The 14277-nt window shown below is 59.0% G+C and carries 11 protein-coding genes; 4 read left to right on the forward strand and 7 right to left on the reverse strand.

Translation table 11 applies throughout. The features are described from left to right. Window positions 1-8: 8 nt before the first annotated feature. Complete coding sequence (gene nagE, locus CGERO_RS01610) at window positions 9-1574, forward strand: N-acetylglucosamine-specific PTS transporter subunit IIBC (protein ID WP_123933160.1); 1566 nt, start codon at window positions 9-11, stop codon at window positions 1572-1574. Here nagE and CGERO_RS01615 read toward each other — a convergent pair. Further along, complete coding sequence (locus CGERO_RS01615; protein ID WP_164470217.1) at window positions 1571-2386, reverse strand: alpha/beta fold hydrolase; 816 nt, start codon at window positions 2384-2386, stop codon at window positions 1571-1573. The genes nagE and CGERO_RS01615 overlap by 4 nt on opposite strands. Before the next feature lie 68 nt (window positions 2387-2454). Between CGERO_RS01615 and CGERO_RS01620 the strand changes: the two genes are divergently transcribed. Next, window positions 2455-3450: a nucleoside hydrolase gene (locus CGERO_RS01620; protein ID WP_123933164.1), complete on the forward strand. Its 996-nt coding sequence runs from the start codon at window positions 2455-2457 to the stop codon at window positions 3448-3450. A gap of 15 nt (window positions 3451-3465) precedes the next feature. Then, window positions 3466-4887 carry an MFS transporter gene (locus CGERO_RS01625; protein ID WP_123933166.1) on the forward strand — a complete coding sequence of 474 codons (1422 nt, stop codon included), beginning with the start codon at window positions 3466-3468 and terminating at the stop codon, window positions 4885-4887. A 1-nt stretch (window position 4888) separates the two neighbouring features. On the opposite strand, the gene pcaD is transcribed toward CGERO_RS01625, so the two are convergent. The 6 genes from pcaD to CGERO_RS01655 all read right to left on the reverse strand — a co-directional run bounded on the left by pcaD (window position 4889) and on the right by CGERO_RS01655 (window position 11127). After that, window positions 4889-5650, reverse strand: coding sequence for a 3-oxoadipate enol-lactonase (pcaD, locus tag CGERO_RS01630; protein ID WP_123933168.1), 762 nt, complete (start codon window positions 5648-5650; stop codon window positions 4889-4891). A gap of 13 nt (window positions 5651-5663) precedes the next feature. Further along, a complete protein-coding gene (locus tag CGERO_RS01635; RefSeq protein ID WP_123933170.1) occupies window positions 5664-7580 on the reverse strand; it encodes a YhgE/Pip domain-containing protein in 1917 nt (638 codons plus the stop codon). Continuing rightward, window positions 7577-8488: a hypothetical protein gene (locus CGERO_RS01640; RefSeq protein WP_123933172.1), complete on the reverse strand. Its 912-nt coding sequence runs from the start codon at window positions 8486-8488 to the stop codon at window positions 7577-7579. Before CGERO_RS01640 ends, CGERO_RS01635 begins: the two co-directional genes overlap by 4 nt. 201 nt (window positions 8489-8689) lie before the next feature. Further along, a complete protein-coding gene (locus CGERO_RS01645; protein ID WP_123933174.1) occupies window positions 8690-10309 on the reverse strand; it encodes a solute symporter family protein in 1620 nt (539 codons plus the stop codon). 2 nt (window positions 10310-10311) lie between these two features. Continuing rightward, window positions 10312-10653 carry a DUF485 domain-containing protein gene (locus CGERO_RS01650; RefSeq protein ID WP_123933176.1) on the reverse strand — a complete coding sequence of 114 codons (342 nt, stop codon included), beginning with the start codon at window positions 10651-10653 and terminating at the stop codon, window positions 10312-10314. A 225-nt stretch (window positions 10654-10878) separates the two neighbouring features. Then, window positions 10879-11127 (reverse strand): hypothetical protein, encoded by a 249-nt coding sequence (locus CGERO_RS01655; protein WP_123933177.1) that lies wholly within the window; start codon window positions 11125-11127, stop codon window positions 10879-10881. A gap of 324 nt (window positions 11128-11451) precedes the next feature. Here CGERO_RS01655 and CGERO_RS01660 point away from each other — a divergent pair, with 324 nt between their 5' ends. After that, entirely contained in the window at window positions 11452-14076 is a 2625-nt protein-coding gene (locus CGERO_RS01660; protein WP_123933178.1) for an ATP-dependent Clp protease ATP-binding subunit, read from the forward strand. Window positions 14077-14277 lie beyond the last annotated feature (201 nt).

Consider the following 14277-nt stretch of genomic DNA (forward strand, 5'->3'; position numbering starts at 1 on the left):
GAAGCGCCATGAAGACGTTGAGCGCGCAGCTCCAGCGCCTTGGTAAAGCCTTAATGGGTGCGGTAGCAGTGATGCCTGTTGCCGCCATCCTCCTCGGCCTTGGATATTGGGTGGATCCAGCCGGTTGGGGTTCCGGCAACTACGTGGCGATGGTGCTGGTCAGTGCCGGATCAGCAATTCTGGATAACCTCGGTTGGATCTTCGCCATCGCCATCGCTTTCGGTTGGGCCAAGGACTCCAACGGTGCTGCAGCGCTGTCCGGCTGGGTCGGCTTCGCTACCGTCACCACGCTGCTCGGGCCCGACACGGTGGCAGTGTTCAAAGGGGTGGGGGACCCGGCGGAATTAACGGGCGACGCTGCCCTCGACTGGGCCTCGCATGGATGGGACGCCATCAACGGCAAGAATGTCTTGATCGGTATTGCCGTGGGTGTTCTGGCTGGCTGGACGTATAACAAGTTCCACGCAGTGAAACTGCCGCCCTACCTTGCCTTCTTCGGTGGTAGGCGCCTGGTCCCGATTCTGACCTCCGTCTTTTCCATCCTGCTGGCGGGCTTTCTGTACATCGCCTGGCCGTATATCTACAACGTGCTGTTCAACTTCGGCGAATGGATCCAGGGCATGGGTGTGCTGGGCGCAGGCATCTATGGTTTTGCCAACCGCCTGCTTATCCCCACCGGCCTGCACCACGCACTGAACTCCATTTTCTGGTTTGATGTCATCGGCGTGAACGACATTGGCAAATTCCTTGGTGGCGCAGAAACCATCGAGGCCGCCCGCAACGCCACCGATGCGGCCTCCTGCCCAGGACTTTGGGAAAATAACGTCTGCCAAGTCGACGGCATTATCGGCCGCTATCAAGCGGGCTTCTTCCCAGTCATGATGTTTGGCCTGCCGGGAGCTGCGCTGGCGATGTATCTACGCGCTGATTCCTCCCGCAAGAAAGTGGTGGGCTCGCTCATGCTCGCCGGTGCTTTGACCTCATTCCTCACCGGTGTGACAGAGCCGCTGGAATTCTCCTTCATGTTCCTAGCACCCGCCCTGTACCTGGTACACGCGCTGCTCACCGGCCTGTCCTTAGCGATCGCGGCGGCGTTCGAATGGACGTCGGGATTCGCTTTCTCCGCAGGCTTCATCGACATGGCACTGCAGGCCCGCAACCCACTGGCACACCAATGGTGGATGCTGTTAGTCCTTGGCGTGATCTACTTCGGCGTGTACTTTGGCATCTTCTACTTCCTCATTGGCAAGTTCAACCTTTCCACCCCAGGCCGAAACGAAGAAGTTGAAGGGGAGCATGACGCCGAATTGCCCGCTGACGCCTCAACTGAGGCCGTGGCAACGCAGATCCTCAGCGGGCTTGGTGGTGCGGAAAATATCAAGGTGCTGGATCACTGCGCCACCCGCTTGCGGGTCAATGTACACGACCACACCAAGGTCGATGAATCCCAGATCAAGCGCGCCGGGGTGGTGGGCATTGTGCGACCATCCCAGGACAATGTGCAGGTGGTCATTGGTCCCGACGTGGAGTTTGTCTATGACGAAGTAGGCAGGCAGCTCAACCAGAAGGTTTAGAGTTCTTCGCTGAGGTGCCGTAACCATGCAAGGATCAGTGGCGTGGTCTCCACATCATTGGGCGGGCCGAGCACCTCGTGGCGCCCGGCAGCCACCTCGCGATATTGCACATCCACCCCGCGCCGCTCCGCGCTTTTTACTAACTCGCGCGTGCCAGCGGGGTTTACAATCTCATCGGCGGTTCCCTGCACCGCGAGCAGCGGAACCCACAGAGGCCATTGGTCCTTGTTTTCTAGCACCTTTTGGCCTTCGGCAAACATCGTGGATGCGCTCAAAAGCGGCACTTTGCCCACGTAATTGAGCGGATCCTCGACGTACTTGCGCTGCACGTATTCGTCGGAACTCAACTGCTCTGGTGGAATCGAGGCGGTTCCGAGCCGTGGCAACAGTTTTGCGACCTGCCGGGCGACTTTCATCACCGGCTTGGGCATGGCGTTGCCCAGTTTCAGCGCAGGAGCACTCAGAATCACACCTTGAATCCCGTGAGGGTGCTGCAGCGCAGACGCCGCCGTAATCAGCCCGCCCATAGAATGCCCCAGCAGCACGAGGGCGGATGTGCGCTTAGTGTTGGCGACTTCGTTGCGGGCTTTGAGGTGGTCGTCGATAAGCTTTTCGACGTCCACGCACGCCTTCTGCTTGGGGGCATCAATGTTGGTTCCGTGGTTGTGATGATCGTAAATAACCACGTCGAATCCGTGACTCGTCAGTTGACGGATAAGCTGTGTGTAACGGCCGGAATGCTCGGCAAAACCGTGAGCGATCAGCACGGTGGCGCGGGGATCCTTCTGCGTGTGGAATTGTTGAAGTTTCATAGGCTTCAGTATGCCGTGACAGAAGCCAGGCCGTGCGGATTCAACCATCATTTCGCGATTGGAGCACCATGCCCAAGGTCATCTACGACTGCGATCCCGGCCACGACGATGCCGTTGCCCTGCTGCTTGCGTGGGGTACACCCTCCATCGAGCTGCTGGCCGTCACCACCGTTGCCGGTAACCAAACCCTGGAGAAAGTCACCACCAACGCACGTGCCCTCGCACGCGTGGCGGGGATGAGCGGCGTGCCTTTCGCCGCGGGTGCCGACCGACCTCTGGTTGGCGCACAACTGATTCCCGAGGAAATCCACGGAGACTCCGGCCTCGATGGGCCGCAACTGCCCGAGCCGGGCGTTGAGCTGGATCAGCGCCACGCAGTGAATCTCATCGCAGACATCGTGCGCGAGAACGCGCCTGGTGAAGTGACACTGGTGCCCACCGGCGCGCTGACCAACATTGCGCTCTTTGCTCGCATGTACCCGGAGCTCGTGGAACGCGTGGCCGGAGTGACGCTCATGGGCGGCGGACACCACACGGGCAATATGACCCCGGCCGCGGAGTTCAATATTCTGGCGGATCCAGAGGCCGCACGCATTGTGTTCGAGGCCGATTGGCCCGTGACCATGGTGGGCCTCGATGTGACGCACCAGGTACTCGCCGTACCCGAAAGGCTGCAGCAATTGCAGGCGGTTGGCACCGACGTGGCGCAGTTCGTTGCCGAATTGATCGAATTCTTTGGCCAGGCGTACATGAAGGAACGCCGTTACCCCGGGCCTCCCATGCACGACCCGCTGGCGATGGCTGCGGTGGCGGACCCCTCCATTGTGCGCACCGTTGCCGCAGACGTCTATGTGGAAACGCAGGGCGACTATGCCCGCGGCCAAACCATCGTGGATTTCCGCACCACCTGGGATCACGGCGAGCCCGCTGAACTCGGTGTACGCGACGCGGTGGAAGGCGCTCCCCGTCACCGCGTAGCGATGGATGTTGATCGCGAAAAGTTCTGGGCGCTGCTTGTTCAAGCGCTCGAGCACATCGGCGACACCAACTTTGCAACCCCCTAACCTCGAAAGAAACTCATGAAACACACTGATCCGGTAGATTCCCGCAAAGGCGGACTACCGCTACTGATGTTTGTGCTGCTCAGTGCGGCCGTAGCGTTCCAGCTCAACGCTTCCATGCTCTCGCCAGTGCTGAAAACCATGGCGCTGGAACTTAACACCACCGAGGCAAAGGTGGGTCTTACCCAAACCGCCTTCTTTACCGCCGGTGCGATGTGCGGTCTGTTCCTGCCGCGCTTTTCCGATATTGCTGGCCGCAAGAAGGTGCTGAGCTTCATGCTCGCCGTAATGGCCCTGGGCGGCGTTCTGGCTGCCCTCGCCCCGAACATTTGGATCCTGCTGTTCGCACGCGCCCTGCAGGGCATAGCCGGACCAACGATTCCGATGACGCTCATTATGTTGCGCAGTCAGGTCAAAGACGAGGTACGTTTGGGCACCCTGCTTGGCCTCATCGCGGCAGTCAATGGCGGTATCGCTGGCATCGACGTCATCGTCGGCGGATGGATGGCGGAGCACTGGGGTTTCCGCTCTGTGTTTTGGTTGATCGCTGTCATCGGTGCGCTCGCGTGCGCTGTGGTGGTCATGTGGGCACCAGAATCGAAGCCATCGAACAATGTGCGTATGGACTGGGCGGGAGCCGCCATCTTGGTCATCTCTGTCCTTGCTATCACCCTCGCCGCCAATGAGGCTGGCAAGGCTGGCAATGCTAACTGGTTCTCCGTGCTTTTCATGCTGTTCATCGGCGTCGTGGTATTCGCAGCATTCTGGCGCTATGAAAACAGCCACTCCCAGCCGTTGGTGGCGCCGAAGTATCTTAAGCGCCGCGAGACCTGGGCTTTGCTGCTCACCACGGTGCTCACCATGGCTGGCGTCTTCGCCGCAGTCAATGGTGTTGCCATCTCCCTGGCGCAGAATCCGGATGCGGGCTTTGCTATGAGCCCCGACATCGCAAGCTTGGTCATGCTCACTCCTTATGCGCTCGTGGGCTGGTTCGTGGGGCCCTTCGCCGGACGCCTGGCACCGAAGATCGGTTATGGCACGTTGCTTCGCATGGGTAATATTTCCTCGGCGTTGCTGCTGTTAGTGCTGGCCTTCGTGGGCGTGCACTCGAAGTTCGTGCTGATCGCCGTGGTGATTCTTCTGGGCATTACCTACGCGGGTGTTGGCAACATCGTATTGAACAACCTCGGCGTGGTGAATTCCCCCGCGGATAACGAGGGCTTCCTGCCCGGTATGAATTCTGCGGCCTTCAACCTGGGTGCCGGCATCTCCTTCGCGGTGCTGCCAGTGTTCATGGTGGCAGGTTCACCGGAGGGATCCGATTCAACCGCCGGCTACACCACGGCCTTCATTGTGGGAGCCGTCATCCTCGGTGTTTCGGTTGCCACCAGCCTCTTCATCCCGAAGGTGAAGAGCGCCGGTGCCCAAAGGGTGCAATAAGTTACACCACGAAGTGGCGGCGGAGCAGCCGATTGACGTCATCCGCCGCCTCAATATTGAGCAAATGAGAACCGGGGCTCACAACCTGAAGCATTGACGGTCCACCGACGGAGTCCGCGATCAGCTCCAGGGCCTCTGGGGGAGTAGAGGTGTCGTGCGCACCAGCAATGGCGAGCACCGGCACCTTAATATTTTCTAACTGCTCACTAAAATCGAAGTCCGCTAGTGCCTCACAGCAGTGGGTATACCCCAGATCGTCGGTATCGTCGATCATCTTGCGGATCATTGCCACGGTGGCCACGTGCTGCTCTGCGTATTGGGGAGTAAACCAGCGTTCCACTGTGGATTCCGCGAGCGCTTTGGTGCCGCGTTCCTTCACCACCTTCATGCGCTTTCCCCACAGCTCCGGGTCCGCAAAATTGGCGGAGGTGCACATTAGCACCGCACGGGTGACGCGTTCCGAATTCGCAGCCAGGTACTGAGCCACCGCACCGCCGAGCGAAAGTCCAACGACGCCGAAGTGTCGCACCCCAAGCGCATCGAGGGTGATGAGCACATCTTGGGCCATGTCGCGGATCGTGCAGGGCTTATCCACCACTTTTGAGCCGCCGTGGCCGCGGTGATCCATTGCGATGACGTGGTGGGTCTTGGCAAAAGCGTCGAGCTGCGGAAGCCACATGTGTGCTTTCGATCCGATGGACCCTAAGAACACGATGGTTTTGGGATTGCCATAGCCGTATTGAAGAGTGTGAAGAATCGGCATGAGAGTGTCCTCCTTAGACGGTGACCTGCGGCCGGAACTCTTGATATTTGAACTGGCGCTCACGAGCGGCGGAAAGCGTGGACCCCAAAAGGAACAATGCCATCACAGCAATGAGCACCACAATGGAGATCCACATGCGGTGATCCACTGAAAGGTCCGTGTCGTAGATCATCTGGCGCATGAGATTGACCGAGTACGTCATTGGGTCGTAGGTGTGGAACCAGCGCAGCGGAGCCGGTTGCGTTTCAGCAGGATACAGGCCACCCGAAGACACCATCTGCAGAGTCATTAGTGCCATGCCGAGGGTGCGGCCGAGGGCCACGCCAAAGATGGCGTTGAGTCCCTGACCGATGGCCATTGCCGTCATCGACCACAAGTACATCGAGAGCAGCAGACCGATGCTGCGATGCGCTTCCAAGCCCAGTGCGAAGTGTTGTACCAGGAACATCACCGTGGCTTGCGCCAAACCGATAATGACGGTTGGCAGGAAGGACGCCATGACTACCTTGAAGGGGACCGCGCCGGATTCAATCACGCGACGCTGCAGCGGGCGGAAGATCATGTAGGTGGTAGTGGCGCCAACGAACAAGCCCATGGAGATGAAGATCGGCGCCAGACCCATGCCGGAGAGGGGGAGCCCGGGATTTGTGCTTGTGGATTGCTGGGGATTATCTGGATCTGCGTCCTTTACCTGCAGGGCCAACTGGGAACCATCGGTGTTGAGCTCCACTAGGCCATCGGAGAGCATGGAGGCTGCGATGACCATGCGCTCGGATCCCGCAACGAGCTGGGAGGTGCCGTCGGCAAGCTGGCGCGAACCGACGGTGAGGCGGTCGGCACCGTCGTAAAGTTGCTGGGTGCCGTCCTTGAGCTGCTGGGTGCCGTCCTGAGCCTTGGCAAGGCCCGTGCGATAATCGGCCTGAGGATCCAGCAGTTGGCGCTGCACCTCAGCGGCACCGGCGGAAAGCAGCTGCAGTTTTTCCAGTGCCTCGGGGTTCTCCGATGCCTTGATCGCGTCGATAAGTCCCTTTGTTTGATTCGCCAGATCCATGGCTTTAGGCGTGCCGATCTCGCGCAGACCCGTGTCGATATTGACTAGGGCCGAAGCAAGCAACTTCTGTTTACCAGCGGCTTCCTCGGCGTTGCTTTGCACTTGCCGCACGCCGTCTGCCACTTTGCCTGCGCCTTCGCCAAGTTGCGTGGTGGCGTCCTGGAGCTGCTGCATGCCCTTGTTCAACGCTTCGGCGCCCTCATTGGTTTTGCCTACACCGTCTTTGAGTTGCGCGGTGCCGTCGGCAAGCTGATTCGCGCCATCGTCGACGCGTTTGATGCCATCGGCGATGGACCAAGTGCCCTCCGCCGCAGTGGGGTTCTCCGGTGGGGCGCTGGGATCCGGCACCGTGGAATAGCCCACCAGCAGCCGCGCGGTGACCTGTGAACCTAGCAGGCTGTCAATGTTTTTCACCACGTTATTGACGATGGTGTTGCCCATCACAGCGCCCAGGTATCCGTTGGCATTATTGAACACTGCGGTAAGGGTTGCGCGGTCCGGGGTGCCAGTTTCTTGGGAATGCGCCACCGTCTTTGAAAAATCGGTGGGGATCTCAATGGCGAAGTAATAGGTGCCGTCTTTGACGCCTTTGAGCGCGTCGTTGGCATCCACTTGCTCAAATTTCACGCGGCCAGAATTCACCAGAGTGTCAGCAACCTTTTGGCCCACGATGGCGTCGTGGCCGTTGAATTGTGCGCCCTCGTCGGAGTTGACCAGCGCCACCGGCAGATCCTTCACCCGTGCCGCGGGATCCCAATAGGACCAGACGAATAGGCCGCCGAAGAGCAAAGGAATGAGCACGAGCACAAATACCGTCGCGAGCGGAAACTTACCGGTGCCGAAGCGTCGCAGCTCAGAGCCAATATGGAAGAGATTCATGCGCGAGGTCCATCAGTGTTCGGAGGGAAAGGGGGTGGGGTGTGTTGCCGTGGCGGCGGCACGATTTGTGGCTTGGGTTTTTGGAACTCCCCTGTGCCACGTGCCCGAGGAGGCCGCGTTGTGCGGTAATCCAACAGTGGCTTTTGGAAGCTTGGGCGAGCTTGTCGACGCAACTCGCGTCCCTCATCCACCTGCTGCTCAGCTCTTGCCCCGATAGCTGGCTGTGGGGTTGCGGGCGGTAACTCGGGCGCATGGCCGTCCAGATCGATATATGAATGACAAATCTCGCGATCCAAAGCATTGGTGCTCAATACCGCCACGGCCGTGCGATCGCTCAGGCTGCGCAAATGCTGCAAAAGCTCGCGACGCAGATGCACATTGCGGACGCTGTCGATGTCATTGACTACGAGCAGCGTTGCTTCCGGGCGCGCTACGAGAGCCAGCACGATGCGCAGCTTGAATGCTTCCAGTGGGTTGAGCGCGGCCACAGTGGTGGTTTTGGCGGATTCGTCGCTAAGTTGAAAATCCATCAATTCAGCCGCGCGCTGAAAGCGTTCGATTTGGCTGAGCTTTTTGGGCACTTGCTGCCACCACCGCGAGGTCCACACCACTTGCTCGCGGACCAAGCTGCGGATGGGCACGCGGGGCTCTAAGGAATCCACCTCGGGAACGCCCGCCAATGCAACGCTTTGCTGGATGATCTTTTTGCTGCTGGCGCGCTTGTGGCCACTTCGAACCAAGATCTCGCCACTTTTGCTGGCGAGCCGGCCTCCGAGAGTCATGGCCAAGGTGGCTGCGTCCAGAAGGGGGTTGCAGTGAATGAGGGTGAGCCCGGGGGGTATGTCGAGGTTCGGGATCTCTTCCTCATTGGCGAGGATGAGCTCGCGGGTTTGGAGGATCGCGTGCATCTTCGAGGGGGAAGTCCTTGGCGTTTTCATGAGTCCTCTCGAGATCGCAAGCCAACAGTATCGATTTGCATGCTACTCGGAACAGCCAGCAAAACAGAACTAATAAGGGCGCCAAACATTCTTGCTGGCTGTGGCGAATTTTGGACTCCAGGTGCAAAAACCCCGCCGAAGCGAGGTTCATGCACATTGGGTGACAAGCAATCAGTGCTGGACTGCCTTTTCGACGCCCACGCCGGTCAAAGAGCGAACCTGCATTTCGGAGGCCTTGCCCTCGAAATTGTCGGGTTTGCCGATGAGGGTGCCAACGATGCCGAGGATGAAGCCCATCGGGATAGCGATAATCGATGGATTCGTGAGCGGGAACCAAGCAAAGTTGATGTCGGCGCCCAGGAAGGAAGTGTCCGTACCGGAGACTGCGGGTGAGAAGATAATCAAAATCACGCTGGTGAGCAGCCCGCCATAGATAGAGAACACGGCGCCAGTGGTGTTAAAGCGCTTCCAATACAGCGAGTACAAGATGGTGGGAAGGTTCGCAGAGGCTGCGATCCCGAATGCCAACGCAACCAGGAATGCGATATTTTGGCCAATGGCTCCAATGCCCAGCACGATGGCGAGCAATCCGATGACCACCACCGTGATGCGAGAAACCCGGACCTGTTCTTCCTCGGTCGCTTGGCCGTCGCGAAGCACAGAGTTGTAAATGTCATGGGCGACGGAAGCTGAGGCAGTAATTGCAAGACCGGCGACCACCGCGAGAATGGTGGCGAAGGCGATGGCGGAAATGACAGCCATGAAGATGGTGCCACCAACCTCAGCGGACAGCAGAAGGACGGCCGAGTTCACGCCACCAGGAGCGTTCTTGATGGAGTCAGTGCCAACCAAAGCTGCCGCGCCGTAGCCCATCACCACGGTGAGCAGGAAGAATAGCGCCACGATCGCGATGGTCCAAGTGACGGAACGACGAGCCTCGCGTGCAGTGGGCACAGTGTAGAAGCGCATCAGCACGTGGGGCAGACCAGAGGTACCGAACACGAGCGCCATTCCTAGGGAAATGAAGTCGAGCTTTGTCAGCTCATTCTTGCCATATTTGAGCCCAGGTCCCAGCACCTTCTCGCCCTCGGGGTGGTTGGCTACCGCTTGAGTGAGTACTTCATTGAAACCGCCGCGGACGGCGAAGAAAGTCAGCAAAGCGATGATGATAGAACCACCGACCAGTAGCACGGCCTTAATCATCTGCACATATGTGGTGCCCTTCATGCCGCCGACGAGAACGTAAATGATCATAAGAACGCCCACGATCGCCACCACGCCCGATTGCGCGGCGCGGCCGTTGATGCCCAGCAGCAGTGCCACGAGTCCGCCAGCGCCCGCCATCTGTGCGATCAGATAAAACAGTGAGATTGACAAGGTGGAGATCGCTGCTGCCATGCGCACCGGGCGCTGCTTGAGGCGGAAGGATAAGACGTCGGCCATAGTAAAGCGGCCAGTGTTACGCAGTGGTTCGGCCACCAGCACAAGCGCCACGAGCAAGGCGATCAGGAAGCCAACCGAATAGAGGAAGCCGTCGTAGCCGTACAAAGCGATAGCGCCAGTGACGCCAAGGAAGGCGGCAGCGGAAAGATAGTCACCTGAAATTGCTAGACCGTTCTGCCAACCCGAGAAGCTTGCGCCACCGGTGTAGAAATCGGAGCCCTTTTGGGAGGTCTTTCTGGTGGCACGCACCACAACAGTCATCGTGACAACGATGAAGAGGACGAAGATGGCAATATTGAGCAAGGGGTTGCCAGTATCAACCGTCTGAGAAGCTGCATAGGTCTGCATGATTAGCGCACCTCCTCCATCTGCTCGCGGATGCTCGCTGTGGCTGGGTCGAGCTTGTTATCGGCGAATCGCACGTATGCCCAGGTGATCAGCCCGGCGGTTGCAAATTGCGCAAGGCCGAGGATCATGCCGACGTTGATAACGCCGATGACGGGGGTGGTGACGAAGTCATAGGCGTAGGTGGCTACGACGATGTAGAAGAGGTACCAGGCCAAGAAGGCGACGGTAACGGGGAAAGCGAAGCCGCGGAAGGTTTTGCGCAGTTGCTGGAATTCCGCGGATTCTTCCACCGCGATGAATTCGGATTCAGTAGGGACGTGTTTGCGAGGGGGTTGATGCTTCATCAGCTCTCCTTGTAATCAGTCAGCGCCCAAGGGGCGGGGGCTGGTCGCAAAGAAAGCTACCGATCAATGTGTTACCTGGGGCACTTTTGCGAAAAAGGCGCTTCACAAGATTTGCTAATCCACGCGACCTGCAGGTTTGCGGCAAGGATACTACCCCCGTGGGTGTAACCGGGGGTGCAAAAAGCCCGTCACGCCGGAGCGTGACGGGCTTCCAAGCCTGAAGGCTTAGGCCTTTGCGCCGTTGGTCTGGTTCAGGAAGTCGGAGGAACCGAAGTTGGTCTCGTTCAGGAATTCGGAGGAGCCAAGGTTGGCATCGCCGAAGGAGGAACCGAAGTTTACGTCGCCGACGGTCTCAGGGCCGTTGATGGTGAAGAGGTTGGAGAGGTCAACGTCTGGCAGGGCGGTGTGGAGCTGGACAAGCAGGTCCTTGATGGGGGCGTCGACGATCTGCTGAATTTGGACGAGGAGATCCATCTTTTTTCCTTCTGTAGGGGCGGATGTAACAAGTGGAGGGGTACAAGCGATTGCGCCTCACTGCTGACTTAGTAAAGCCTAAATTGCAATGATTAGCAAGAGGAGAGACGCGTAAATTGAGTTAAATAAACCACAAACTAGATTTTTAGGAGAAAGTAGATCTGGGTGAGGGTATGTTCGCTGAAGGCGTACAGCTTTGAAAAGTTGTGCTGAACAGTGGAAACGCAGGCTTGAACGCCTCTTGTTGGGTGAAAGCGGGATGAAGCCGACGCTCGCGGCGTTAGAGTGGGCAAGAACTACTTTAGAAAGAACAAGGGAGCCAGCATGTTCGAGCGTTTTACCGATAGAGCCCGACGCGTCATCGTCCTCGCGCAAGAAGAAGCGCGAGGGTTAAACCATAGCTACATCGGCACCGAGCACATCCTGCTCGGACTTATCCACGAAGGTGAAGGTGTCGCAGCCAAGGCGCTCGAATCCATGGGGATTTCGCTTGAGGCCGTGCGCCAAGAGGTAGAAGAAATTATCGGTCAAGGCACCGAAGCCCCCGTGGGTCACATCCCATTTACCCCGCGCGCCAAAAAGGTCTTGGAGCTCTCGCTACGCGAGGGCCTACAGATGGGCCACAAATATATCGGCACTGAGTTCCTACTGCTCGGCCTTATCCGTGAAGGCGATGGCGTAGCGGCGCAAGTGCTGGTCAAGCTTGGCGCTGACCTACCGCGTGTGCGCCAGCAAGTTATTCAACTGCTCTCCGGTTACGAAGGCGGCGAGAATCCCGAGGCCGAAAACGATCGGCCCAATACCGTTGGCGCCACCGCCGCTGGCCGTGCATCCCGCGCAACTCAAGCTGCTGACCGCTCCAATTCACTCGTCCTGGATCAATTCGGCCGCAACCTTACCCAGGCGGCAAAGGACGGAAAGCTCGACCCAGTGGTGGGCCGAGAGCAGGAAATTGAGCGCATCATGCAGGTGCTCTCGCGCCGCACCAAGAACAACCCCGTGCTCATTGGCGAGCCTGGCGTGGGTAAGACTGCCGTGGTCGAGGGCCTCGCACTGGACATCGTGAACGGCAAGGTGCCGGAGACACTGAAGGATAAGCAGCTTTACTCGCTTGACCTCGGCTCCCTGGTGGCGGGCTCACGTTACCGAGGTGATTTCGAAGAACGCCTGAAGAAGGTGCTCAAGGAGATTAACCAGCGCGGCGACATCATCCTATTTATCGACGAAATCCACACCCTGGTGGGCGCCGGCGCTGCTGAGGGCGCCATCGACGCAGCCTCCCTGCTTAAACCCAAGCTGGCTCGCGGGGAGCTGCAGACCATCGGCGCCACCACCCTGGACGAGTACCGCAAGCACATCGAAAAGGACGCGGCCCTGGAGCGCCGCTTCCAACCGGTGCAGGTGCCCGAGCCATCGGTTGAGATGACCATCGAAATCCTCAAGGGTCTGCGCGACCGTTACGAGGCACACCACCGCGTCTCCATCACCGACGGAGCTCTCGCGGCCGCGGCTCAACTTTCCGACCGCTACATCAACGACCGCTTCCTGCCCGACAAAGCAGTGGACCTCATCGACGAAGCCGGTGCCCGCATGCGCATCAAGCGCATGACCGCCCCAGATTCCGTTCGCAAGGTAGATGATCGCATCGCCGAGGTTCGCCGCGAAAAGGAAGCCGCCATCGACGCTCAAGACTTCGAGCTCGCGGCCTCCCTGCGCGACAAGGAGCGTCAGCTTAGCGAGGAGCGTGCAGAAAAGGAACAGCAGTGGCGTTCCGGCGAACTCGTCGACATCGCCGAGGTTGGCGAGGAGCAAATCGCCGAGGTGTTGGGCAACTGGACCGGCATTCCCGTGTTCAAGCTCACCGAGGAAGAATCCTCCCGCCTGCTGCGCATGGAAGAGGAGCTGCACAAGCGCATCATCGGCCAAGACGACGCAGTCAAGAGCGTGTCCCGAGCTATTCGACGCACCCGCGCCGGCCTCAAGGACCCCCGTCGCCCCTCCGGCTCCTTCATCTTCGCCGGCCCCTCCGGCGTTGGTAAGACGGAGCTGTCTAAGGCGCTTGCCAACTTCCTCTTCGGCGACGATGACGCCCTCATCCAAATCGACATGGGCGAGTTCCACGATCGCTTCACCGCCTCCCGTCTCTTCGGCGCACCTCCCGGATACGTCGGCTACGAAGAGGGCGGCCAGCTCACCGAAAAGGTTCGCCGCAAGCCCTTCTCCGTCGTGCTTTTCGACGAGATCGAAAAAGCCCACAAGGAGATCTACAACACCCTGTTGCAGGTGCTTGAAGAAGGCAAGCTTACCGACGGCCAAGGACGCGTGGTCGATTTCAAGAACACCGTGCTGATCTTCACCTCCAACCTGGGCACCCAGGACATCTCCAAGGCAGTGGGCATGGGCTTCAGTGCGTCCGGTGCCGACGACGAGGCCGGTCAATACGAGCGCATGAAGCAGAAGGTCAATGACGAGCTGAAGAAGCACTTCCGCCCCGAATTCCTCAACCGTATCGACGACATCGTGGTGTTCCACCAGCTCACCCGCGAACAAATCGTCGAAATGGTGGACCTTCTCATCTCCCGCGTGTCCAAGGCCCTGGCGCAAAAGGACATGGCCATCGAACTCACTGACACGGCCAAGAACCTTCTCGCAGCCCGTGGCTTTGACCCCGTTTTGGGTGCCCGCCCGTTGCGACGCACGATTCAGCGCGAGATCGAAGACACCCTCTCCGAGAAGATCCTCTTCGGCGAAGTTGCCGCAGGTGAGATCGTCACCGTAGACGTCGAAGGCTGGGACGGAGAATCCAAGGACACCGACAAAGCCAAGTTTGTGTTCACTTCCAAGGCGAAGCCTGTCACCGACCTCGATCTGGAGTCTGAAGAAGTGCAAGAAGCTCAGCAATCCGTCATCGACGCAGCCGATGACCCCGAAGAATTGCCTGAATCCTAAGACGGCAAATAGAAAGCCTAGGCGAACGCCTGGGCTTTTCTGCCTAGGCGAACGCCTGGGCTTTTCTCATTGGGTGGGTGCGTTTCCCCCGGCACTGGGTGCTGTTTGGGGTGGTTTGGGGCGGTTTGGGGCGGTGGTGTCGGTGGAACGTGTCGGTGGGTGCGTGGGGTGTGCGTTTTCCCCCGGCACTAGGTGTGGTTT

This window comes from Corynebacterium gerontici (assembly GCF_003813985.1).
GTDB classification, from domain to species: domain Bacteria; phylum Actinomycetota; class Actinomycetes; order Mycobacteriales; family Mycobacteriaceae; genus Corynebacterium; species Corynebacterium gerontici.

Coding starts and splice junctions, on each gene's coding strand:
- nagE (WP_123933160.1), top strand. CDS start 9: ATGAAGACGTTGAGCGCGCAGCTCCAGCGCCTTGGTAAAGCCTTAATG.
- CGERO_RS01615 (WP_164470217.1), bottom strand. CDS start 2,386: ATGAAACTTCAACAATTCCACACGCAGAAGGATCCCCGCGCCACCGTG.
- CGERO_RS01620 (WP_123933164.1), top strand. CDS start 2,455: ATGCCCAAGGTCATCTACGACTGCGATCCCGGCCACGACGATGCCGTT.
- CGERO_RS01625 (WP_123933166.1), top strand. CDS start 3,466: ATGAAACACACTGATCCGGTAGATTCCCGCAAAGGCGGACTACCGCTA.
- pcaD (WP_123933168.1), bottom strand. CDS start 5,650: ATGCCGATTCTTCACACTCTTCAATACGGCTATGGCAATCCCAAAACC.
- CGERO_RS01635 (WP_123933170.1), bottom strand. CDS start 7,580: ATGAATCTCTTCCATATTGGCTCTGAGCTGCGACGCTTCGGCACCGGT.
- CGERO_RS01640 (WP_123933172.1), bottom strand. CDS start 8,488: ATGCACGCGATCCTCCAAACCCGCGAGCTCATCCTCGCCAATGAGGAA.
- CGERO_RS01645 (WP_123933174.1), bottom strand. CDS start 10,309: ATGCAGACCTATGCAGCTTCTCAGACGGTTGATACTGGCAACCCCTTG.
- CGERO_RS01650 (WP_123933176.1), bottom strand. CDS start 10,653: ATGAAGCATCAACCCCCTCGCAAACACGTCCCTACTGAATCCGAATTC.
- CGERO_RS01655 (WP_123933177.1), bottom strand. CDS start 11,127: ATGGATCTCCTCGTCCAAATTCAGCAGATCGTCGACGCCCCCATCAAG.
- CGERO_RS01660 (WP_123933178.1), top strand. CDS start 11,452: ATGTTCGAGCGTTTTACCGATAGAGCCCGACGCGTCATCGTCCTCGCG.